The following is a 22,811-nucleotide window of genomic DNA, read 5'->3' as shown; positions in this document are numbered from 1 at the left end:
CGGGAGGCAACGCAGTGTCGTACGACCACGGCCAGGACCACGCTTACGACTACGACGTCATCGTCATCGGATCGGGCTTCGGAGGGTCGGTCTCGGCACTGCGCCTCACCGAGAAGGGCTACCGCGTCGGCGTGCTGGAGGCCGGCCGACGCTTCACCCGCGCGAGCCTGCCGAAGAACAGCTGGGACCTGCGCAACTACCTGTGGGCCCCGGCCCTCGGCCTGTACGGGATCCAGCGCATCCACCTGCTCGGCAACGTGATGGTCCTCGCGGGGGCCGGGGTGGGCGGCGGCTCGCTCAACTACGCCAACACCCTCTACGTGCCGCCCGCGGCCTTCTTCGAGGACCGGCAGTGGGCCTCGGTCACCGACTGGGCCGCGGAACTGGCCCCGTACTACGACCAGGCGAAGCGGATGCTCGGCGTCCGGCTCAACCCGACGCTGACCCCCTCCGACGTCCACCTCAAGGCGGTCGCCGAGAAGATGGGCGTCGCCGACTCCTTCCACATGGCCCCCGTCGGCGTCTTCTTCGGAGACGGCGGGGACGCCGAGGGGCAGGCCGCGGCGGGCCCCGGCCAGGAGGTCCCGGACCCGTACTTCGGTGGCGCCGGCCCCGCCCGCAGCGGCTGCACCGAGTGCGGCGAGTGCATGACGGGCTGCCGGCACGGTGCGAAGAACACCCTCAACGAGAACTACCTGCACCTGGCCGAGCGGGCCGGTGCCGTCATCCACCCCATGACCACGGTCACCGCCGTCTCCGAACACCCCGACGGCGGCCACCGCGTCCGCACCGTCCCCACCGACCACCGCCGCAAGGGCCGCGCGAAGGTGCTGCGCGCCCGGTACGTGGTCGTCGCGGCCGGTACGTACGGCACCCAGACCCTGCTGCACACCATGAAGGACCTGGGCGAACTGCCGCGCCTCTCGGAGCGCCTCGGCGACCTGACCCGCACCAACTCCGAGGGTCTGGTCGGCGCCCAGACCGACGAGCGGCGCTACCGCAGGCGCCACGGGCCGGACAGTCGGCCGGACTTCACCAAGGGCGTGGCGATCACCTCGTCGGTGCACCCCAACGCCGACACCCACATCGAGCCCGTCCGGTACGGCAAGGGTTCCAACGCCATGGGGTTCATGACCATCCTCCAGGTGCCCTACGCCCGCCACCGGGTCCGGGCCTGGTTCGCCCGTACCGCCCGCCACCCCCTGCAACTGGCGCGCTCCCTGTCGAACCGGCGTTGGTCGGAGCGGACCATCATCGGCCTGGTCATGCAGTCCGTGGACAACTCCCTGACGACGTACCGCAAGCCCGGCGGCCCCGGCAAGGGCCTGTTGACCGCCCGTCAGGGCCACGGGGCGCCGAACCCGGTGCAGATCGAGGAGGCCACCCGGGCGGCGACCCTGCTGGCCGAGGAGATCAACGGCTTCCCCGGCAGCAACGTCGGCGAGCTGATGGGGACCCCGCTCACCGCGCACTTCCTCGGTGGTTGCCCGATCGGCGCCTCGCCCGAGGAGGGGGTGGTGGACCCCTACCACCGGCTCTACGGGCACCCGGGCATCTCGGTGGTGGACGGCTCGGCGGTCTCGGCGAACCTCGGGGTCAACCCGTCGCTGACCATCACCGCGCAGGCCGAGCGGGCGATGTCGTACTGGCCGAACAACGGCGAGGCGGACCCGCGGCCCGAGCAGGGAGCGGCGTACGTCCGTCTGGAGGCGGTGGAGCCGGCCCGTCCGGCCGTCCCCAAGGAGGCCTTCGGCGCGCTGCGGCTGCCCTTCCTCGCGGTCCCCGAGGTGCCGTCCCGCCGGGACACGGCACAGTCGGCCGAAGCGGAAACGGAAGCCGGGACATGACCGGGCGGGTACCGCGCTCCCCCTCCGAGCGCGGTACCCGCCGCGGTACAAGAGTGGACAGGCGGTCGCCGGAGAAGGTTGTACCGGAATCCCGGACCGGGGGTTGTGGCGTCGGTCACACGGTGAGCCGCGCAACTGTGGCCCGGTCCCACGGGTCACAGGGTGCATGAGACAGCGCATCTCCCTGGCGGTCGCCGGGGGCCTGGTGGCCACGGGGCTGGCCACCGCTCCCGCGGACGCCGGGGAACCGGTCTTCCGACTGGAGGCGCCGGCCACCCTGGCCCTGCCGGCGCACCCGGCGACGGGCGATCCGCGGCCGGCGGCGCTGACCTTCCGCCTGGGCGCACCGGAGACCGGGACCCCGGAGTTCGGGATCTCGTGGTTCGGGACCACCGGGTCCGGGGCGACGGGCGTCGAGACCTGGGGCGGCGTCGAGGGGTTGGGCTTCGGGGCCGCGGGCTTCGGGGCCGCGGGTGTCGAGTCGGGCGCGACCGGTGCGGAGTCCGGCGGGGACGCGGGCGACGGATCGGGCGGCGGATCGGGCGGGGCGTTCGCGGGGGAGTTCACCTTCACCGTGGAACTGGCCGGGCTCGCCGGGCTGGCGACCGTACGGGAGGCCCGGGTCCGGGGCGACGGGGCGGCGCCCGCCGGCTCGTGCGTGCCCTCCGGAACCACCCTGGTCTGCACGGACCGGGGCCCCGCGGCCGGCCGGGGCGCCGACTTGGAGCTGATCGCCGAACCGGGCGCCGTGCCCGGGGCCACCGGGGACGTCACGGTGACCGGCGCGGTGGCCGGGGCCACGATCGCGCCCGCCACCACGACCGTCCGCGTCGGCGGCCCGGACCTGCTCGTCGCGGAGCTGGACCTGCGGCGCGACCCGAAGCCCGGCGAGAGCCAGCCGTTGCCGCTCGCGTTCACGAACCTCGGCACCGAGCCGGCGCGCGGCGCCGTCCTGGAGCTGGAGGTCACCCGGGGCATGGAATTCGAGGAGCGCTACGACAACTGCTCCTACCGGGACACCCGCGCCACGACCCGCGCGCTCTGCTCCCTGGACGGCGAGTTCGAGGCCGGGGCGACGTACGAACTCGCCGCCGCCGGCCCGCCGCGGCTCCGGGCCGGCGCGCACGCCGCCGCGGAACTGCTCGGCTACGGAGTCCGACCGGCCGACGCCCCCTCCGGCAGCCGCCCCCCGCCCCTGACCGGGCGCCCCTACGGCGGTGACCGCACGCTCCTCGCGCGCCGGACGTGGGACGCGCCGACCCTCCCCCCGACCCCTCCCGGCGCCGAGCGCCGGCGCGCGTTCGACTTCGCCGTGCCGAACACCGCCGACCTCGTGGCCGATCCGCTGCGGCTGAAGGGCCCGGCCGGAGCCGTGGTCACGGCCGTGGCCGTCGTGCGCAACCTCGGCCCGGCCCGGCTGGCGGACCCCCGCTCGGCGGCCCCGGCGGCGGTGGCGGACGTGGTCGTCCCGCAGGGCGTCCGGGTGGTCGGGGCCCCCGGGGCCTGCGCCCCGGTGGCGGGAGCCGGTTCCGCCCGCTACGTCTGCGCGACCGGCCCCGTACTGCCGGAGGCCGAGGAGGCGAGGTTCCGCTTCGAGCTGCGGATCGAGAAGGTGATCCCGGACGCCCTGGGCTCCGTCACCGCGGGCCGGCGCGGCCCGGGCGGCGTGTCCGAACGGCACCCCCTCGACCCGAACCCGGTCAACGACACGGCCGCCTTCACGGTGAACGCGACCGGCCTCGCCGTTGCGACGCCGGGTCACGGGGTGGGGCTCCCGGCCCCGGGCGGGTCCGGGAGCGTGGTGCTCCTCCCGGGCGGGACGGACCCGGGCGCGAGCGCCTCGGCGCACGGACGGGACGGGATGCCCGCGCGGGGACCGGCCGGGAACGAGGCGGTGGCCCTGCTGATCGGCTCGGGCGGGGCGCTGCTGGTGGCCGGGGGCGGGGCGCTGTACCTGTCGACGCGTCGGCGGCGCCCGGCGGCGTAGGGCGCGGACGGCGAAACGGCCGGCCCGAGGCGTCCCTCGGACCGGCCGTCCTCCAACGGTGACCGGGCTGCTGTCCCCTGCCTTCCGGTCACAAGAGGGAGCGAGGTCCCACGACGCGCGCCGTCGGGCGGCACGTCTCATCGCTCCCGCAGACCCACGCGTGGTGGTGCGGACCCGCGCCTGGCCGGCGCGGACATCCCCACCAACGAAGGCCGCCGGGGCCGGTCACGGTCCGGACGGGTGTCGAACGTCCGCCCGCGGGCCCGGCGGGCTCAGACCCGGCCGCGGCACAGCTCCAGCACGGTCATCGCCAGGGAGGTCCCGGGCCGGCCGAGGGCGTCGCTCCAGTGCGCGAGCACCTCCATCTCGCGCGACAGGTGCACGCGGCGTCCGCCCGAGGTGATCCGGGCCTCCTGGATGACGGTCGAGACGGCCATCCGTTCCTGGATCAGCCCGATGATCCGGTCGTCGAGGGCGTCGATGCGCTCGCGGCTGTCGGCGATCAGCTGCTCGGGGGCGGTGGCGGGGGCGGGAGCAGGGGCGGTGGCGGTCGTGTTCACGGTCGGTCTCCTGTCGGGTGGGGTCCGCAGGTCCGGGGGAAACGCCAGAGCGCCCCGGTCCTGTCGGACCGGGGCGCTCTGGGAAGTCAGCGGCTCAAGCGAGCATCACGAGGACCCATGGCGACCGGACCGACCGGTGCCATAGGTAAACAGGAAGCTCAGCTGCTTGCGCATGGGACGGATTATTACCTTCCGTCCCTCCGCTTGCCAAGCCGGTTCGGACGGTGAGACGAAAGGGCCCCGGTGTCCCCCGTTAGAATCGACAAAACAGCCACCTCTTCCGCCGGAAGGCCTGCCCCGTGCCAGAAGCACCCTCCGCCGCCCACGACAGCGCCCCGGACACGGTTCTCGTCGTCGACTTCGGCGCCCAGTACGCCCAGCTCATCGCCCGCCGCGTGCGCGAGGCCCGCGTCTACAGCGAGATCGTGCCCAGCACGATGCCCGTGGCCGAGATGCTCGCCAAGGACCCGAAGGCGATCATCCTCTCCGGCGGTCCGTCCTCCGTGTACGAGGAGGGCGCCCCGCGTCTGGACGACGCCCGTGCGCTGTTCGAGGCCGGCGTCCCCGTCTTCGGCATGTGCTACGGCTTCCAGCTGATGGCGGTCACCCTCGGCGGGCGGGTCGACAACACCGGCGCCCGTGAGTACGGCCGCACCCCGCTGGCCGTCTCCAAGCCCGGCTCCACCCTCTTCGAGGGCACCCCCGACAACCAGTCGGTGTGGATGTCGCACGGCGACGCCTGCTCCGCGGCGCCCGAGGGCTTCTCCGTCACCGCCTCCACGAACGTGGTTCCGGTCGCGGCCTTCGAGGACGACGAGAAGAAGCTGTACGGGGTCCAGTACCACCCCGAGGTCATGCACTCCACGCACGGCCAGCAGATCCTGGAGCACTTCCTCTACCGCGGCGCCGGCCTGGCCCCCACTTGGACCACCGGCAACATCGTCGAGGAGCAGGTCGCGGCCATCCGCGAGCAGGTCGGCGACAAGCGCGCCATCTGCGGCCTGTCCGGCGGAGTGGACTCCGCGGTCGCCGCGGCCCTCGTGCAGAAGGCCATCGGCTCCCAGCTGACCTGCGTGTACGTGGACCACGGTCTGATGCGCAAGGGCGAGACCGAGCAGGTCGAGAAGGACTTCGTGGCCGCCACCGGCGTCCAGCTGAAGGTCGTCGACGCCCAGGAGCGCTTCCTGAACGCCCTGGCCGGGGTCTCCGACCCGGAGACCAAGCGCAAGATCATCGGCCGCGAGTTCATCCGCGTCTTCGAGCAGGCCCAGGCCGAGATCATCGCCGAGGGCGGCGCCGACGTGGCCTTCCTGGTCCAGGGCACCCTGTACCCGGACGTCGTCGAGTCCGGCGGCGGCACCGGCACCGCCAACATCAAGTCCCACCACAACGTGGGCGGCCTCCCCGACGACATCGAGTTCGAGCTGGTCGAGCCGCTGCGCCAGCTGTTCAAGGACGAGGTCCGGATGGTCGGCCAGGAGCTGGGCCTGCCGGACGAGATCGTCCAGCGCCAGCCCTTCCCCGGCCCCGGCCTCGGCATCCGCATCGTCGGCGAGGTCACCAAGGAGCGCCTGGACCTGCTGCGCGAGGCCGACGCCATCGCCCGCCACGAGCTGACCGCCGCCGGCCTGGACCGGGAGATCTGGCAGTGCCCGGTCGTGCTGCTCGCGGACGTCCGCAGCGTCGGCGTCCAGGGCGACGGCCGCACCTACGGCCACCCGATCGTGCTGCGCCCCGTCTCCTCCGAGGACGCGATGACCGCGGACTGGACGCGCATGCCGTACGAGGTGCTCGCGACGATCTCCACCCGGATCACCAACGAGGTCCCGGACGTGAACCGCGTGGTCCTGGACTGCACCAGCAAGCCCCCGGGCACCATCGAGTGGGAGTAGCACTCCCCGCCCGCCGTGCGTGACGGAGCCGCCGCTCTCCTCGGGGAGCGGCGGCTCCGTCGCGTGTATGGCCTCCTCGCCCGGCCACCGGTACCTTGCGCCGCGACCCGAAAGTCCGCGACCCGAGTCCGCGACCCGACGCCCGCGACCCGAAGTCCGCGGTCCGATCCGCATGGAGGCGCCCATGGCCGAGCAGCCCGTACCCGTGCCCGTGGAGAGGCTGGGCTTCGCGATGCCGCCCGTGCACGACGGCCCGGCCGCCGAGCGCGCCCACCGCAAGGAGCGGCTCGCCGAGGCGCTGCGGCTGCTGGGGCGGCTCGGGTACGAGGACGGGGTGGCCGGACAGGTCTCCGTACGGGACCCGGAGTTCGAGGACTGCTGCTGGGTGAACCCCTTCGGGCGGGCCTTCTCCGGGCTGACCGCCCGGGACCTGCTGCTCGTCGACGGGGCGGGGCGGGTGCTCCGGGGGGAGCGCCGGGTCAACGAGCTGGCCTTCGCGGTGCACGCCGCCGTCCACCGGGAGCGCCCCGAGGTGGTGGCCGTCGTGCGGACGCAGGGCCCGTACGGGCGCGCCCTGGCCTGCCTCGGGGAGCTGCTGGCCCCCGTCACCGAGGAGGCCTGTGCCTTCTACGAGGACCACGCCCTGCTGGACGAGTACGCCGCCGCAGAGGACCCCGCGCGGATCGGGCGCGCGCTCGGCCCGTACAAGGCGCTGATCCTGCGCAACCGGGGCCTGCTGACGGTCGGTGACTCGGTGGAGGCGGCCGTCTGGTGGTTCGTCGCCGCCGAACGGGCCGCGCAGGTCCAGCTGATCGCGCGGGCCGCCGGGAAGCCGGTGCCCATCGACCACCGCAGCGCGGCCCTGACGCGCGGACGCTTCGGCTCGGACCTGGCCGCCTGGGTCAGCTACCAGCCGCTGCGGGAGGCCGCCGGCGCCGCGGGCGGGGCCGGCGTCAACATCATGAACGGTTAATCACCTGCTCTGACATCGTGCGCAATCCGGAGCACTACCGCAGTGGTGCACAATTCGCTGGCATTGCACCGGAGTTCAGAGAGGCGGCACGCGCGTGGCTGTCCAAGAGATCCCCCGAAGTACCCACGGCGGCGCCTGCACCTGCGACGACTGCCCGCACGGAGCCCGCGAGGGACACCGTCGGGCGGTGGCCGCCTTCCTGGAGAAGCGCGACGAGTTCGCCTCCGGACAGGGCCTGCCCGCCGCGGTGGCGCGCTCCGCCGGAGCGTCCCGCCAATGGGTGTCCGACGAGCTGACCCTGTCCGCCCGGACGGTCGCCGACCGGGGCCGGGAGGCCGGCCACTCCTGGCTGTACCTCCTGTCCAGACGGGCCGTCCTCACCCTGTGGATCGCCGCCGGGGTGCTGCTCGTCGTCCAGGTCGGCACCGCGCTCGGCACCGGCTGGTCCACCGCCCGCACCGCCGGCCTGCTGGCCGCCCTGGTCCTGGCCGGGCTGCTCACCGTCGCCGCCCGCGCCCAGACCCTGCGCGGCGGACTGCTGGCCCCGCTGGTCGGCGAGGACAACCGGCTGTCCACCTCCCGGGCCGTCCCGGCCGCCTGGCTGGTCCTCACGGCCTTCGCCGCCCTGCTGCCGGCGCTGCGCCTCGCGGCGTCCTCGCCCGGACCGGAGCGCCAGACCCTCTACGACGGGCTCGCCCTGGACCGGGCGCTGCCCCTGCTGTCGGTGCTCGCCCTGACCTCCGGGGCGGCCGTGCTCGTACGCCGGGTCGTGGCGGTCCGGATCGCCGGGCAGCGGCTCCAGAAGCTCCCGGCGGACCGCCCCACCGGCGCCGACCTGCTCACCGACGACGCGGGCCGGGGGAGCTTCACCGACGCCCAGTACGTCCTGGTCTCCACGGTCGTGCTGGCCTACGCGGCGGTGTCGCTGGCCCGCTTCCCCGACCGGCTGCCCCGGCTGCCCTGGTCCCTCGCGCTGCTCGTGGCGCTCTCGGCGGTCGTGTACCTGGCCGCCAAGTACGCCGAGGGCAGCCGTCCGCTCGTACTGTCCGTGGTCCGCAGGCGCGAGCCCGGGGACATCGACGCCGCGCTGCGCCCCGGCGACGACATCGAGATCCGGGGCGTGGGCTTCGTACCGCCGGGGGCGCAGACCCCGGAGATGCTCGCCCGATTGGTCGTACGGATCGGAGCCGTCCACGTGCACGTGCCGCTGGTCCCGGTGGCGGGCGGATTCAGCAGCCCGTCCGACGCGGTGCTGACCGTACCGGTGCCCGCGGAGGTCGAACCGGGCCGCATGGAGATCCAGGTGGTGACCGCCGCGGGGGTGGAATCCAACCGCTACGCCATCGACGTGGCCGAGTGAAGCGGGTAGACATGGGGGCGTGACCCGAACCGACGTTCTCCCAGGGCAGCGGACCACCCCGCTCAGAGATTCGGCCGCCCGCCACGCCCTCCTCCCGCTGCGGATCTTCCTCGGCGTGACGTTCGTCTACGCGGGGCTCGACAAGCTGACCGACTCCGCGTTCCTGTCCGCCTCCGGCACCGGCTCCATCGGCGAGCTGATGCGCGGGGTGCGCGACACCTCCGCGATCCCCGCCCTGGTGGACCTGTCCCTCAAGGCCCCCGTCGGCTTCGGCATCGCCATCGCCATCGGGGAACTCCTCGTCGGGCTGGGCGTGCTCGCGGGGATCCTGACCCGGGTCGCGGCCGCGGGCGGTGCGCTGATCTCGCTCAGCCTCTGGCTCACCGTGTCCTGGGCGGTGACCCCGTACTACTACGGCAACGACCTGATCTACCTGATGGCCTGGATCCCGCTGGTCCTCGCCGGAGCGCCCTACTGGTCGGTGGACTCGATGATCCGGTCGCGCTGATCGCGCCGTACCGCGTACGTGACCAGCCCGACCAGGGCCGCCAGGGCGAGTCCGCCCAGGGCGAGCGGGACCACCGCGAACCACGCGACATCGGCCTCGCCCGCCGCGTCGAGCAGGTAGAGGACCCCGCTCGCGATCAGGACCAGACCGGCCAACAGCCGTCCCGGCTGGAACTCATGACGCCGCACGGGCCACCTCCACCTGTCCCACACCCGCGCTGAGGTGCAGCTCGATCGTCCCGCCGGCCTCGGTGCCGGCGGCCGGGGGCAGGGTCTCCCGCCGGGTTTCCCCGCCGCTCTTGATCCGGATGCCCGGCCCGGCCTCGCCCGGGATCTCGATGTCGCCGAGGCGGATCGTGACGTCCGCCTCCGCGGTGACCTCCCGGGGGACGATCACCTTGAGCCGGCCCGACTCGATGGAGGCGTGGACCGACACCGTGGTCCCCTTCGGCACGTCCAGGCGGCTCAGGTCCAAGGTCGCGAGCCCGGTGCCCGAGGTGTAGCTCGGGGCGACCTCGGCCACCGACGCCGGACGCCACTTCACGTCGTGCCAGTCCGTGCCGATCTCGCGCGGCAGGACGGACGCCCCCGCCAGCAGTCCGGCCGTGACCAGCCCCAGCAGGACCGTGCCGAAGCCGGTGCGGCCCTTGACGGAGCTGACGGCCAGACCCAGCCCGAACGCGGCGAGCGAGCAGGCCAGCCCCACCTGGAGGGCGTGCGAGAGGGTGCTGCCGTCCCAGACCGCGGCGGTGCCGGCCCCGCCGGCGAGCAGGGCCAGGACGAACACCCGGCCGCCGATGCCCCCGCCCCGCCGTCGGTCCGGGGACCCGGGACGCGCCCGCGCCGGGGCGCCGTCCGCGACCGACCCGGCGGCGTCGGCGGGAGTGTCGTCGGGGCCCCACAGGTAGCCGGTGGCGCCGACCGGGCCGGTCGTGCCGTCCTTCACCAGCGGGTCCCGCCACCACGACGGGCTCCCGGGCACCGGTGGGGCCTGGGTCTCCGGCGGCGCCGGCCGGTGTCCGACCGGCCGCTCGGAGTCGGCGGAACCCGCCTCGGCGGGCGGGGTGTGGCGGTGGCGCTGGGACCAGTACGAGGCCCCGCCCAGGGCCAGGACGACCAGTACGGAGAAGGCTCCCATCACCCCGTTGTCCACCATCGACAGGAACAGGGCGCAGCCCACGAGGGCGCCGAACACCGCCGCCAGGGTGGACCCCTCGACGCGGCCGGTGAGCAGCTTCTTGCCCTCGCTGTCCTCCTCGCCCTCCTGGGGCAGCAGCAGCCAGGCGAACCCGTAGAAGATCAGACCGACGCCACCGGTGACGGTCAGCACCGCCAGGACGATCCGGAACACCACCGGGTCCAGGTCGAAGTACCGGCCGAGGCCGCCGCACACGCCCGCGAGGACCTTGTCGCGCTTGCTGCGGCGCAGGGGTGGGCGTTCTCCCGGGGCGGGTGCCCCGGGATCCGCCGGCGGGGCGTCGTGTACGTCGGTCATGGGTCCATGGTGACGTCCCCGGCCCGCCCGCGGCACCGGGGCCGACCCTGGCGCAACCCTGATATCCCCCCGGTGCGACTGGGGGAACGCCCTGATGTCCCGGCGCCCCCACGCGTGTGACCCTTGGTGGCATGCCCGTAGCAGTCGCTCCCCGCCCTCCGCACCTCGCGGACACCGAAGTCCCGCCGCCGCGCAAGCTCTACCGCAGCGCCGACGGCCGGATGCTCGGCGGCGTCGCGCGCGGCCTCGCCGGGCACCTCGGACTGCCCGTGCTCTGGGTCCGGCTCGCCTTCCTCGGCATGTTCATGTTCGGCGACGGGCTGGGGATGCTGCTCTACGCCGCCTTCTGGGTCTTCGTCCCGCTCGGCGTGGGCGGCAGCAGCGGCCACCACTCCTGGTTCGAGACCCTCCCCGACGGCACCCGCCACCTGCGCAAGCCGGACAAGGGAGCCGTGTCCGGGCTGATCGCCCTCGTCGTCGGCGTCGCGATCTTCGCCTCCCAGCTCTCCGTCGGCGGCGCCGGCGGTCGCTACGTCTGGCCGACCCTGCTCGTCGGCGCCGGCGTCGTCCTCGTCTGGCGCCAGGCCGACAACGCCCGCCGCGCCCACTGGAGCGACGTCGCCGGCAGGAACGGCCGCCTCCTCCAAGTGGGCCGGGCCCTCGCCGGAGTCGTCCTCGTCGGAGTGGGCCTGACCGTCTTCATCGTCGTGCGCGGCTCCGCGGCCCAGCTCGGCAACGTCCTCACCGCCACCCTCGCCGTCCTCGTCGGCGTGGCCCTCCTCGCCGGACCCTGGCTGATCCGGATGACCCAGGACCTCTCCGAGGAACGACTGATGCGCATCCGGGCCCAGGAGCGCGCCGAGGTCGCCGCCCACGTCCACGACTCCGTCCTGCACACCCTCACCCTGATCCAGCGCAACGCCGAGGACGCGGGCGAGGTCCGCCGGCTCGCCCGCGCCCAGGAACGCGAGCTGCGGAACTGGCTCTACAAGCCCGAGGGCACCGGCAAGGACGAGGCGGAGGAGCCGGCCACCTTCGCCGAGGCCGTCAAGAAGACCGCGGCCGAGGTCGAGGACCACCACGGCGTCCCCATCGAGGTGGTCCTCGTCGGGGACTGCCCGCTCGACGAGAAGCTGGCCGCACAGATCCAGGCCGCGCGCGAGGCGATGGTCAACGCCGCCAAGTACGGTGGCGAGGGGGGACCGGTGCAGGTGTACGCGGAGGTCGAGGGACGCACGGTGTTCGTGTCCGTACGGGATCGCGGACCGGGCTTCGACATCGACGCGGTACCGGACGACCGCATGGGCGTACGAGAATCGATCATCGGCCGGATGCAGCGCAACGGCGGGACCGCCCGGCTGCGGTCCGCGCCCGACGGCGGCACGGAAGTCGAGCTGGAGATGGAGAGGGCGGCATGACGGAGGACAACGCTGTGACGGAGACCCGACGGGTCAGGGTGGTGCTCGTCGACGACCACCGCATGTTCCGTACGGGAGTCCAGGCGGAGATCGGGGAGACCGCGCGCACCGGGGTGGAGGTCGTGGGCGAGGCCGCCGACGTGGACCAGGCCGTCACCGTCATCACCGCCACCCGCCCCGAGGTGGTCCTCCTCGACGTGCACCTGCCCGGCGGCGGCGGCGTCGAGGTGCTGCGCCGCTGCGCCCCGCTGATGGGCGCCGTCGAGAACCCGGTGCGCTTCCTGGCGCTGTCGGTCTCCGACGCCGCCGAGGACGTCATCGGGGTCATCCGCGGCGGTGCCCGCGGGTACGTCACCAAGAACATCACCGGCGCCGACCTGGTGAAGTCCGTCTTCCGCGTACAGGAGGGCGACGCGGTGTTCTCCCCGCGACTGGCCGGCTTCGTCCTCGACGCCTTCGCCTCCACGGACGCGCCGCCGGTGGACGAGGACCTCGACCGCCTCACCCAGCGCGAGCGCGAGGTGCTGCGGCTGATCGCGCGCGGGTACGCGTACAAGGAGATCGCCAAGCAGCTGTTCATCTCGGTGAAGACCGTCGAATCGCACGTCTCGGCGGTCCTCAGGAAGCTCCAGCTCTCCAACCGCCACGAACTGACCCGCTGGGCGACGGCCCGCCGCCTGGTCTGACCCCCGCCCCGCCGCCCGCTCGGGATGTGATCCACGACGCACGGGCGGCGGGCAACCGGACGGCCGCGCGGACGGTCTTCGCCGGCGTGATGAGCCTGACGGGGACCACCTTCTTCGCGACGACGATCGCCCTGGCCGCGATCGGCGTCGCCCTGCCACTGGCCGTGTGGGGCAAGGTCCGCGGCCCCGCCGTGGCGCGCCTCGCCGCGCGCGGCACGATGGTGGTCTTCGCCCAGGTCACCGCCGTCGCCCTGGTGTTCGTCGCGGTCAATCGCGACATGAACTTCTACGCCTCCTGGGGCGACCTCCTCGGCACCGGGAAGTACGTGACCGCCGCCCCCGACCTCGGCCCCGACGGGCTCGGCGGCAAGAAGGCCGAGCAGGTGCGGGAAGAGCCCAAGGTCCGCCAGGAGTTCGCGCCGGTCGACGGGCTCGGCGGGCGGGTCCGCAAGACCGAACTGGACGGGAAGATCTCCGGGGTCAAGGGCGACGTCATGGTGTGGCTGCCGCCCCAGTACGACGACCCGGCCTACAAGGACAAGAAGTTCCCGGTGGTGGAGCTGATCCCCGGCATCCCCGGGACGGGCAAGTCCTGGTTCCAGGGACTCCACGCGCACGAGGTGCTGGAGCCGCTGATGAAGGAGGGCAAGGTGGCGCCCTTCATCCTGGTCTCCCCGCGCGCCATGCTCGTCGGCAACGCCGACACCGGCTGCGCCAACCTCCCCGGCAAGGTCAACGCCGACAGCTGGTTCAGCGTCGACGTCCGCAAGATGGTCACCGACAACTTCCGCGCCTCCGACGAGGCCCGCACCTGGGGCGTGGCCGGCTACTCGGCGGGCGCCTACTGCGCCGCCAAGCTGGCCGTCCTGCACCCCGACCGCTACAGCGCCGCCGTCTCGCTGTCCGGCTACAACGACCCCGGTCAGGAGCCGAGTTCGCTGGTCGCGCAGGACCCGCAGACCCGTCGCGAGCACAACCTGAAGGAGCTGCTCAAGGGCCGGCCCACCCCTCCGGCGGTGGCTCTGTGGATGTCGGGCGCCGAGCAGGACGGCTACCTGTCCGGTACGGACCTCAAGGGCCTGGCGCAGAGCCCGACCTCGGTGCACGCGGAGAAGGTCACCGGCGGGCACAACCTGGAGTCCTGGTCGCGGCAGATCCCGCAGACCTTCGGATGGCTGAGCAAGCAGGTCCGGACGCCGTAGGGGCCCCGGCCGTCACGCCGGACGGGCCGCGCCCGCCCAGGGCATCGAGTCCACCGGGGCGAGGCGGACCGTCGAGCCGGGGCGCGGGGCGTGGATCATCTGGCCGTTGCCGACGTACATGCCGACATGGGTGACCCCCGCGTAGAAGAAGACCAGGTCACCGGGGGCGAGTTGGCCGCGCGAGACCCGCTGTCCGGCGTTGATCTGGGTGTAGGTGGTGCGGGGGAGCGACACCCCGGCCGCGCGCCAGGCCGCCTGGGTGAGCCCCGAGCAGTCGAACGAGCCCGGTCCCGTCGCCCCCCAGACGTACGGCTTGCCGATCGCCCCGTACGCGAAGGCCACCGCCCGGGCCGCGCGGGAGCCGTCGGTGGGGGCCGGGGGCGCGGGTCGCGCGGAGCCGGTCGGGGCGCCGGCGCCGCCCGACTGGGCCTCGTAGGCCGCCCGTTCCTCGGCGGTGAGGCGGGCCAGCAGCTCCCTGGCGGTGTTCAGCTTGGCCTCGATGGCGGCCTTCTGCCCGGCCAGCGCGCTCTGCCGGCCCCGGAGGTCCGTGAGCTGGGAGGCGGCCTTGTCGCGCAGCTGCCCGACCTCGTCGAGCCCGCGCCGTACGGAGGACACCTCGGCGACGGTGCGGTCGCCGGCCCGGGTCAGCAGGGAGGCCCGCTCCAGGTAGTCCTGCGGGTCGGTGGCCATCGCCAACTGGAGGGCGGGGCCCAGGCCCCCGCTGCGGTACTGGGTGGCGGCGAGCGAACCGAGCGCGCGCCGGGCGGTGTTCAGCCGGTCCGTCTTGCGGGCGGTCTCGTCCCGCAGGCCCGACAGGGCCCGCTCGGCGGAATCCGCCTCCTCCTTCGCCCCGTTGTACCGCTCGGTGGCCTCCTCGGCCTCCCCGTAGAGCCGGTCGACCTGCGTCTTGACCTCGGCGGGGCTGAGTTGGGGCTCGGCCTGGGAGGTGCCTTCGAAGGCGGTGGCGGTCGCAGCGCCCGCGAGGACGAGGGTGGCGGCGGTCCTCACGGTGCCGCCGGAGAGCGGGCGCTGCCTGGGCTTTCGATGACTGGCCACGGGGGCCTCACGTCCTTCCGTCGGTCCTGGGGGAGGACGCTAAACCGGAAGGTCACGGGCAGATGACGGCTTGCTCCGAACTGGCCCACTCCGACCGCCGGTGATCGTCGATGACCGAACGGGGGCGATCGGTGCCAGGCGGATGATCAGCGCCGGGAGGACGATCGGAGCCGGAGGACGGCCGGCGCCGGAGGGCGATCAGTGCCAGAGGACGGCGATGAAGATGTTGGCGACCGTCAGGCCGCCGACGGCCGCGAAGAGACCCTTCTCCACGTGCTCCTCGTCGCGCTTGACGTAGACGAGCGCCAGGATCACGAAGAGGATCGCCAGCTTCACGCCGATCTTGACGTGGTTCAGCGGGTCGCCGTCGCCCATCTCGCGGAAGCCGACCAGCAGCACGCCGGTGACGAGCATGGTCAGCGCGCCGTGCAACATCGCGGGCACGAAGCGGGCGGCGCCGGCGCCCATCGCCTTCATCTGCGTCAGGAACCCGCCGAGGAGGGAGGCGATCCCGATGATGTGGAGGCCGACGAAGACGTTGGTCAGGACAGTCATGCCGACGAGCGTACGGGTGGCCCCGCGTCCCCCTGAGGCCGGGGCGGGGCCGCCGGGGGAGGGGTGCGCACGGGGTCCTCCGGGAGCGGGACACCTGCGTAGGGTGTGCCCATGCCCGCCCCCGCCGCCGAGCCGTCCCACCCCGCCGTCGACCGGATCGAGCTGGCCTCCGTCCTCGCGGCACTGGGCCACCCGGCCCGGCTGGAGATCGTCCGCAGGCTCGCCGCCACCGCGGAGTCCTGCTGCGGGGACGTGGTCCCGGACCTGCCCCGCTCCAGCGTCACCCACCACATCAGGACCCTGCGCGAGAGCGGCGTGGTCCTCCAGAGCCCCCGGGGCCGCAAACACCTCCTCGCGCTGCGCCGCGAGGACCTCGACGCCCGCTTCCCCGGCCTGCTGGACCTCGTGCTGGCCACCCTCGCGGAGGGCTAGGCCGTATCCGAAAGAGACGGCCCGGGCCGGGGTGTCCGGTGGATCAGGGCCGGGGTCGACCCTGGCCCACCAGGCACTCCCTGGGTCACGCCTTGGGCTCCGTCCGTCAGTTGAGGCACTGGGGGACGGCGGGGGCGCTGGTGACGCAGTTGTTCGGGGTGTTGAGCGCGATGATGCTCGCGGTCGTGCTGACGGTGCCGGTTTCGTTGTAGACCCCGCCGGCGGCGGTGACGGCCTTGTTGCCGGTCACGATGGCGTGGTTGAGGGTGGTCGACGCGGAGGCCGAGCCGAAGTTGGCCACGCCGCCGCCGACGGTGCCCGCGGAGTTGCCGTTCAGCACGCTCCGGGTGATCGTCAACTTGGCGTCGTTGGCGACCCCGCCGCCCCGCTCGGCGGCCGTGTTGTCGCTGAGCACGGTGTGGTCGAGGGTCATCGTGCCGTCGTTGGCGAGTCCGCCGCCGTTGTGGAGCGCGCTGTTCTTGTTGATGAAGCTGTGCGCGACCGTCGTCGTGGTCCCGGTGCTGCCGCCGATGCCGCCCGAGTACTGGGCCCGGTTGTCCTTGATGATCGTGCGGACGACCATCAGATCGCCCTCGTTGTGGATGCCCCCGCCGAAGTCCCCGGGGGCGGTGGCGGCGCCGTTGGTGATGATCGCGTCGCGCAGGTCCAGGCTGCCGCCCGGGGCGACGCGCAGGATCCCGAACTCGGGCGCCGCGTTGGAGCGGGTGATCGTGGCGACCCTGCCCTGGACGACCACCGTCGAGGTGATCGTCGGCAGCGGCGCGGTGAGCGTGTACGTACAGCCCGGAGCCAGCGCCAGGGTGCCGCCCGAGACGTTGGCCGCGGTGATCGCGGTGCTGAGGGCCGCCTCGCCGCAGGCCACGGGGGTGGGCGCGGCCGAAGCGGGCACGACGGCCGAGCCGACGAGAGCTGCCGCGCCGAGCGCCGGCAGCAGGGCGCGGGTGAGCAGGCGGGCGCGGGCGGAGGGGCGGCGTGCGTTCACGGGGGGACTCCTTCGCGGGTGTGACGGGGACCTGGCAGTGGTGCCCCCGGACCCGCTCGGAAGTAACGGGTCGGGCCGCCTCCCCGCCCGGACGGCGCACCCGCCACGCCGCCGGGGGAGTAGCCGGTGCACCCGGGTGGCGGCCACGGGACGGTGGCGCGGCGGGCGCCGGCCGGCGCCGGTCCTTCGGGCCGCGCTCCGGCCCCGGGCTCCCGATTTCGGTCCCCCTCGGGCTTCCGGGGCCCGATTTTCCGGGGGCGGGACCGGCTGTCGGTCCCGCCCCCTAGACTCGGAAGGCGATGAGCAGCCTCTTTGACGACAGTTTCCTGACGGACCTCACCCCCTCCGACGAGGTCCCGCCGCCGCCCGAGGAACACGCCGCCCCGGAATCGGGCGCCGACGACCTCTTCGGGGGCCGCTTCGACGCGCCCGCGCACGGGGACGCGTACTACCGGGACGGCGCCCCCAGGCCCGTCATCGACCCGGCGACGCTCCTCGACGGGCTGAACGAGGAGCAGGCCGCCGCGGTGGTCCACGCGGGATCCCCGCTGCTCATCGTGGCCGGCGCCGGCTCCGGCAAGACCCGGGTGCTGACCCACCGCATCGGACACCTGCTGTCCGCGCGGCACGTCCACCCCGGCCAGATCCTGGCGATCACCTTCACCAACAAGGCCGCCGGCGAGATGAAGGAGCGCGTCGAGAACCTGGTCGGCCCGCGCGCCAACGCCATGTGGGTCTCGACCTTCCACAGCGCCTGCGTCCGCATCCTGCGCCGCGAGTCCAAGCGCCTCGGCTTCACCTCCTCGTTCTCGATCTACGACGCGGCCGACTCGAAGCGCCTGATGGCGCTCGTCTGCCGGGACCTGGACCTGGACCCGAAGAAGTTCCCGCCGAAGGCCTTCAACGCCAAGATCTCCAACCTCAAGAACGAGCTGATCGACGAGGACGCCTTCGCCGGTCAGGCGGCCGACGGGTTCGAGAAGACGCTCGCCCAGGCGTACGCGATGTACCAGGGGCGGCTGCGCGAGGCCAACGCGCTCGACTTCGACGACATCATCATGACCACCGTCCACCTCCTCCAGGCCTTCCCCGAGGTGGCCGAGCACTACCGGCGCCGCTTCCGGCACGTCCTGGTCGACGAGTACCAGGACACCAACCACGCCCAGTACACGCTCGTGCGCGAGCTGGTCGGCACCGGCTACCCGGACCTGCCGCCCGCCGAGCTGTGCGTGGTGGGTGACGCCGACCAGTCGATCTACGCGTTCCGCGGCGCGACGATCCGCAACATCCTCCAGTTCGAGGAGGACTACGCCGACGCGAAGACGATCCTGCTGGAGCAGAACTACCGCTCCACGCAGACGATCCTGTCCGCCGCCAACGCGGTCATCGAGCGCAACGAGAACCGGCGCGCCAAGAACCTGTGGACGCAGGCCGGATCCGGCTCCGTCATCACCGGCTACGTCGCGGACACCGAGCACGACGAGGCCCAGTTCATCGCCGACGAGATCGACCGCCTCACCGACGCCGGTGACGCCAAGGCGGGCGACGTCGCGATCTTCTACCGGACCAACGCCCAGTCCCGCGTGTTCGAAGAGATCTTCATCCGCGTCGGACTGCCCTACAAGGTCGTCGGCGGCGTCCGCTTCTACGAGCGCAAGGAGGTCCGCGACGTCCTCGCGTACCTGCGCGTCCTCGCCAACCCCGAGGACAACGTCCCCCTCCGCCGGATCCTCAACGTGCCCAAGCGCGGCATCGGCGAACGAGCGGAGGCGATGATCGACGCGCTCGCGATGCGCGAGAAGATCACCTTCCCGCAGGCCCTGCGCCGCGTCGACGAGGCCTTCGGCATGGCCGCCCGCTCCACCAACGCCGTCAAGCGCTTCAACGTGCTGATGGAGGAGCTGCGCACCATCGTCGACTCGGGCGCCGGCCCGGCCGTGGTGCTGGAGGCGATCCTGGAGCGGACGGGTTACCTCGCCGAGCTCCAGGCCTCCACCGACCCGCAGGACGAGACCAGGATCGAGAACCTCCAGGAACTGGCCGCCGTGGCCCTGGAGTTCGAGCAGGCCCGGGAGACCGCCGCCGCCGAGGCCGTCGAAGAGGGGGAGGCCGCCCCCGCCCCCGGCACCCTCGCCGAGTTCCTGGAGCGGGTCGCGCTCGTCGCCGACTCCGACCAGATCCCCGACGAGGACGAGGACGGATCCGGGGTCATCACGCTGATGACCCTGCACACCGCCAAGGGCCTGGAGTTCCCGGTGGTCTTCCTGACGGGCATGGAGGACGGGGTCTTCCCGCACATGCGCGCCCTGGGCCAGACCAAGGAGCTGGAGGAGGAGCGCCGGCTGGCCTACGTGGGCATCACCCGGGCCCGCGAGCGGCTGTACCTGACCCGGTCCGGCATGCGCAGTGCCTGGGGCACCCCCTCGTACAACCCGCCCTCGCGGTTCCTGGAGGAGATCCCCGCCGAGTACCTCCAGTGGAAGCGCACGGGGGCCGCGCAGAAGCCGGCCGGTCCGATGCGCGGGTCCTCGTACGGATCCGGTGGATCGGGCGGCGCGAAGAGCTCGTTCGGCACCTCGCCCGAGTCGTTCCTGTCCTCCTCGCGCGCCAAGTCCGGCCCGTCCGGCTTCGCCACCCGCAGGGCCGGCGACAAGCCGGTCGTGGCGCTGGTCGTCGGGGACCGGGTCACGCACGACCAGTTCGGGCTGGGCACCGTCATGGAGGTCCGGGGCGCCGGTGCGGACGCGCAGGCCACCGTCGACTTCGGGGACGAGAAGCCGAAGCGGCTGCTGCTGCGTTACGCACCGGTCCAGAAGCTGTAGAGCGGGACGGCGGGAACCCGCGGAGGACGGCGGAAGGGCCGGGCAGCTCGGCCGCCCGACCCTTCCGTCACGTGGTGCGTGTGATGCGCGTGGTCTGTGGGGTTCCGGGACAGCCCTTAGGTCGGGTCGAGGCCGTGGTTGCGCAGCCAGGCCGCGGGGTCGATCGCCGCGCCCGCGCCGGGCCGTACCTCGAAGTGGAGGTGCGGGCCGGTGGAGTTGCCGGAGTTGCCGGAGTAGGCGATGACCTCGCCGGCCTTGACCTTCCCGGACCGGATCTTGGTGCTGCTCAGGTGGCAGTACCAGGTCTCGGTGCCGTCGGGCGAGGTCACCAGGGCCATGTTGCCGTAGGCGCTGTTCCACTGGGTGCGGACGGTGCCGTCCGTGGCGGCCATGACGGGGGTGCCGTAGGAGACCGGGAAGTCGATGCCGGTGTGCACGGACATCCACATGCCGCCGGCCTGGCCGAAGCCGGCGCTCAGGCCGTGCTGCGCGACGGGGATCGCGAACTTGGGGCGGGCCGCTTCCTTGGCCGCGGCCTCCTCGGCCTTCTTCTTCTTCTCTTCGTCCTGGCGCTGGCGGAGGTCGATGCGTTCCTGCGTACGGCTCGCCCGGTCCGCGAAGTTGTCCGCGTCCGCGCTGAGCGCGGCCAGCTGGGTGTCGAGCTTGTTGTTCGCGGCGACCGGCTTGATCGAGGCAGGGTCGGCGGCGGAGGCCACCGTGGTCGTCTGCTCGGTGGGCTGGTCGGTGCCGGTCAGTCCGCCGACGGAGGCGGCGGCGACTCCCGCGACCCCCATCACGCAGGCGGAGGGGACGGCCACCGTCAGCAGGGCGGACCGCTTGGCCGGAGTGCGGCGCCGGCTGCCGGAGTTGGCGTTGCCGGCGGGCTTGCCGGAGGACCGTCGCGCGGAGCGCGGGGCGGAAGGGCCGGCGGGCGTGGCGGCCATGGCCTGCGTGGGCAGGTCGTGGACCTGGCCCTCGGGCGTCCCGCCTTCGGCGAGCGGCTCGAAGACGGAGGTCTCGTCGTCGGCGTACGCGTCGGCGTACGGGTCGACGGCGGAGATCACGGACGTCTCCATGGCCTCGAACGACGCGAAGGTCGCGGTCGGTTCGTAGGCGGACGCGTCGTAAGAGGCGTCGTAGGAGGAGGCGGTCGTGTCGGAGGACGCGGTGGCCTCGACGGGCTCGGAGTACGCGGGGACCACGGTCGTGGCCTCGTAGGCGTAGCCGGAGCTCTCGCCGCCGCCGTTCCAGGCACTGGCGTCGTAGGTGCCGGTGTCCTGTCCGTACCCGGCGAAGTTCCACTGCCCGGTGGGCGCGGCGGCCGCCGGGTCGTAGGAGAAGCCGGAGGACTGGAAGTCGGTGTCGACGGGAACGCCCCAGGCGCCGGTGTCCCCTTGGCCCGAGGTGTCCCCGGAGCCGGTCTGGGCGGGCACGGCGGCGAGGTGGGGCTGCTGCCCGGTCCACGCGGTGGTGTCGTACGAACCCGTGTCGGCGCCGTACGCGTAAGTGCCGTACGGGGCTTGGTCGTAGGCGCTCTGAGGTGCGTAGTCCGTGGCGTACTGGTAACCCTGACCCTGCGTTTCATAGGAAACGTATGCCTGGTCACCAGCGAAAGTGGTGGTGGAAAGGCCGTCGTATCCCATTTCGGGATACTGGCCCGACGTTGGGCGGTCGTTCACCAACTTCTCTTTCGCCTCGGCAGTGGGGGGCCTGGGTGGCCGGGGAACTCGATGTTCACCGGAGGAGAGCAGTGGCGTGACTGTACCCGGCGGTTACTCGACTGGACAATCTTCAGCGGGCCTCGACCTCGCGGGAACCGGGCATTCGACCGCCTTTCGGTCCTCGCCACACTCAGCCTTGGCCTTGAGTTCGAAAGAAGTTCGAACAAGTGGCCCGAATGGTGGACGGGGGAGCCGTCAGACGGCCCGGCCGTGGAGTCCGGTTCGTGCGGTACCGCGGCTTCCGTCCCCGGCCGGGAGGGTCGGCGCGGAGGTGGGGCCGGTGACGGGCGTGGTGGCGGACGCGTCTGAGGGCGTGGCGGCGGGCGCGGAGTCCACGGCGCGCAGGGGGCCGTCCAGGACGCGGCGGACGGCCGTGACGACGGCGGGGTGGACCGGCAGGGCGAGGTGGCCGATGCCGGTGACCTGGACGTTCGTCGGGTTCAGGTCCGGGTGCGCGATCCTGGCCGTCCCCGTCGGCTCCATCAGCGCGTCGAACTCGCTCCAGAAGGCCACGCAGCGGGTCCGGCAGCCGGGCACGGGCGCCGCGAGTTCGGCCATCACCGGGGAGCCGGGTCGCATCTGGCGGACCAGCGGGTGCGCGTCCATGAAGGGCGCGACGCGGGTGCCCCCGTGCGGGGTGCCCAGCGTGACCAGCGTCCGTACGCGGGCGTCACCCCCGAGCCGCTGCACGTAGTACCGGGCCACCAGACCGCCGAGGCTGTGCCCGACGAGGTCCACCCGGTCCTGGCCGCTGCGCTCGCACAGCTCCTCCACGCGGCGGGCGAGGTGGCGGGCGGTGACGCGCAGGTCCCGGGTGAAGGGGGAGTAGTTGTACGTCTCCACGCGCCGCCGGCCGCCGGCGCCGAGGGCCCGCCGCAGCAGGACGAAGACCGACCGGTTGTCGGTGAACCCGTGCAGGAGCAGGACCGGCGGGTACGCGTGCCCGCCGGTCGTGTCCGCGGTGGCGGTGGCGGTGGTGTCGGCGCCGGCGCTGCCGTCGGGGCCGGCCGCGCCGGCCGCTCGGTCGGGGCCGGCCGCGCCGCGGACGGGGTCCGGCTCCGCGAGGCGTTCCGGGCCGATGCCGGTCGGGTAGAGGAGCAGGTGTCCGGCGAGGACCAGGGCCTCCAGGACGGCGGCCCGCAGGGCGGCCCCCGTGCGCGGGACGGGCGGTGGCGCGATCGTCAACCCCATGAACGGCCTCCCCTGGACCTCTTGGGTGCGCGGGGCCGTGGCGCCGACACGGCCCCGCCACCGTGCCGTGCGGCTGGCGGCGCGGTGGCGGGGCGACTGGCGGT

The 22,811-nt window shown here is 73.3% G+C and carries 19 protein-coding genes; 11 read left to right on the top strand and 8 right to left on the bottom strand.

The genetic code is table 11. From position 1 onward, the window contains the following. Positions 1-14: 14 nt before the first annotated feature. Positions 15-1,847, top strand: coding sequence for a GMC oxidoreductase (locus ACIOD1_RS03500; RefSeq protein WP_401899887.1), 1,833 nt, complete (start codon positions 15-17; stop codon positions 1,845-1,847). 166 nt (positions 1,848-2,013) lie between these two features. Next, positions 2,014-3,834, top strand: a complete 1,821-nt coding sequence (locus ACIOD1_RS03495) for a hypothetical protein (protein WP_401899885.1) — start codon at positions 2,014-2,016, stop codon at positions 3,832-3,834. A 272-nt stretch (positions 3,835-4,106) separates the two neighbouring features. Here the strand turns inward: ACIOD1_RS03495 and ACIOD1_RS03490 are convergent, their stop codons facing one another. Next, positions 4,107-4,394 carry a chorismate mutase gene (locus ACIOD1_RS03490; RefSeq protein WP_365622916.1) on the bottom strand — a complete coding sequence of 96 codons (288 nt, stop codon included), beginning with the start codon at positions 4,392-4,394 and terminating at the stop codon, positions 4,107-4,109. Positions 4,395-4,693: 299 nt separating this feature from the next. On the opposite strand from ACIOD1_RS03490, the gene guaA reads away from it, so the two are divergent. The 4 genes from guaA (at position 4,694) to ACIOD1_RS03470 (ending at position 9,127) form a co-directional block, all read left to right on the top strand. After that, positions 4,694-6,286 carry a glutamine-hydrolyzing GMP synthase gene (gene guaA / locus ACIOD1_RS03485; protein WP_365622914.1) on the top strand — a complete coding sequence of 531 codons (1,593 nt, stop codon included), beginning with the start codon at positions 4,694-4,696 and terminating at the stop codon, positions 6,284-6,286. 172 nt (positions 6,287-6,458) lie between these two features. Then, complete coding sequence (locus ACIOD1_RS03480) at positions 6,459-7,259, top strand: class II aldolase/adducin family protein (protein WP_365622912.1); 801 nt, start codon at positions 6,459-6,461, stop codon at positions 7,257-7,259. Between the two features lie 94 nt (positions 7,260-7,353). Continuing rightward, complete coding sequence (locus ACIOD1_RS03475; protein WP_365622910.1) at positions 7,354-8,619, top strand: hypothetical protein; 1,266 nt, start codon at positions 7,354-7,356, stop codon at positions 8,617-8,619. A gap of 19 nt (positions 8,620-8,638) precedes the next feature. After that, a complete protein-coding gene (locus tag ACIOD1_RS03470) occupies positions 8,639-9,127 on the top strand; it encodes a DoxX family protein (RefSeq protein WP_365622908.1) in 489 nt (162 codons plus the stop codon). Here the strand turns inward: ACIOD1_RS03470 and ACIOD1_RS03465 are convergent. Together ACIOD1_RS03465 and ACIOD1_RS03460 are read right to left on the bottom strand one after the other, a co-directional pair. Then, entirely contained in the window at positions 9,091-9,315 is a 225-nt protein-coding gene (locus ACIOD1_RS03465) for a hypothetical protein (RefSeq protein ID WP_365622906.1), read from the bottom strand. The genes ACIOD1_RS03470 and ACIOD1_RS03465 overlap by 37 nt on opposite strands. Then, positions 9,302-10,621, bottom strand: coding sequence for a PspC domain-containing protein (locus ACIOD1_RS03460; protein WP_365622904.1), 1,320 nt, complete (start codon positions 10,619-10,621; stop codon positions 9,302-9,304). Before ACIOD1_RS03460 ends, ACIOD1_RS03465 begins: the two co-directional genes overlap by 14 nt. Positions 10,622-10,752: 131 nt before the next feature. Between ACIOD1_RS03460 and ACIOD1_RS03455 the strand changes: the two genes are divergently transcribed. Genes ACIOD1_RS03455 through ACIOD1_RS03445 form a run of 3 tightly spaced genes read left to right on the top strand, consistent with a single transcriptional unit; the run spans position 10,753 to position 13,927 of the window. Continuing rightward, the gene (locus tag ACIOD1_RS03455; RefSeq protein WP_401899881.1) at positions 10,753-12,039 is read left to right on the top strand and encodes a PspC domain-containing protein; all 1,287 of its coding nucleotides are present in this window, start codon (positions 10,753-10,755) and stop codon (positions 12,037-12,039) included. Then, complete coding sequence (locus ACIOD1_RS03450) at positions 12,036-12,725, top strand: response regulator transcription factor (protein ID WP_365622900.1); 690 nt, start codon at positions 12,036-12,038, stop codon at positions 12,723-12,725. The genes ACIOD1_RS03455 and ACIOD1_RS03450 overlap by 4 nt, the downstream gene beginning before the upstream one ends. Positions 12,726-12,751: 26 nt before the next feature. Further along, positions 12,752-13,927 (top strand): alpha/beta hydrolase-fold protein, encoded by a 1,176-nt coding sequence (locus ACIOD1_RS03445; protein ID WP_365622898.1) that lies wholly within the window; start codon positions 12,752-12,754, stop codon positions 13,925-13,927. A gap of 12 nt (positions 13,928-13,939) precedes the next feature. On the opposite strand, the gene ACIOD1_RS03440 is transcribed toward ACIOD1_RS03445, so the two are convergent. Beyond that, complete coding sequence (locus tag ACIOD1_RS03440) at positions 13,940-14,983, bottom strand: NlpC/P60 family protein (protein ID WP_365622896.1); 1,044 nt, start codon at positions 14,981-14,983, stop codon at positions 13,940-13,942. A 198-nt stretch (positions 14,984-15,181) separates the two neighbouring features. Beyond that, positions 15,182-15,538: a hypothetical protein gene (locus ACIOD1_RS03435; protein ID WP_365622894.1), complete on the bottom strand. Its 357-nt coding sequence runs from the start codon at positions 15,536-15,538 to the stop codon at positions 15,182-15,184. A gap of 111 nt (positions 15,539-15,649) precedes the next feature. Between ACIOD1_RS03435 and ACIOD1_RS03430 the strand changes: the two genes are divergently transcribed. After that, positions 15,650-15,970, top strand: coding sequence for a helix-turn-helix domain-containing protein (locus tag ACIOD1_RS03430; protein ID WP_365622892.1), 321 nt, complete (start codon positions 15,650-15,652; stop codon positions 15,968-15,970). 106 nt (positions 15,971-16,076) lie between these two features. Here the strand turns inward: ACIOD1_RS03430 and ACIOD1_RS03425 are convergent, their stop codons facing one another. Then, complete coding sequence (locus ACIOD1_RS03425) at positions 16,077-16,973, bottom strand: hypothetical protein (protein ID WP_365622890.1); 897 nt, start codon at positions 16,971-16,973, stop codon at positions 16,077-16,079. A 299-nt stretch (positions 16,974-17,272) separates the two neighbouring features. On the opposite strand from ACIOD1_RS03425, the gene pcrA reads away from it, so the two are divergent. Then, positions 17,273-19,795: a DNA helicase PcrA gene (gene pcrA, locus ACIOD1_RS03420; RefSeq protein WP_365622888.1), complete on the top strand. Its 2,523-nt coding sequence runs from the start codon at positions 17,273-17,275 to the stop codon at positions 19,793-19,795. A gap of 116 nt (positions 19,796-19,911) precedes the next feature. On the opposite strand, the gene ACIOD1_RS03415 is transcribed toward pcrA, so the two are convergent. Further along, a complete protein-coding gene (locus ACIOD1_RS03415; protein ID WP_365622886.1) occupies positions 19,912-21,438 on the bottom strand; it encodes a M23 family metallopeptidase in 1,527 nt (508 codons plus the stop codon). A gap of 273 nt (positions 21,439-21,711) precedes the next feature. Further along, positions 21,712-22,707: an esterase/lipase family protein gene (locus ACIOD1_RS03410; RefSeq protein ID WP_401899877.1), complete on the bottom strand. Its 996-nt coding sequence runs from the start codon at positions 22,705-22,707 to the stop codon at positions 21,712-21,714. Positions 22,708-22,811 lie beyond the last annotated feature (104 nt).

The organism is Streptomyces sp. NPDC088097, from assembly GCF_044741845.1.
Lineage (GTDB): Bacteria > Actinomycetota > Actinomycetes > Streptomycetales > Streptomycetaceae > Streptomyces.
Note: the sequence above shows the minus strand (reverse complement) of the source record. Positions and strands in the feature narration are given on the sequence as shown.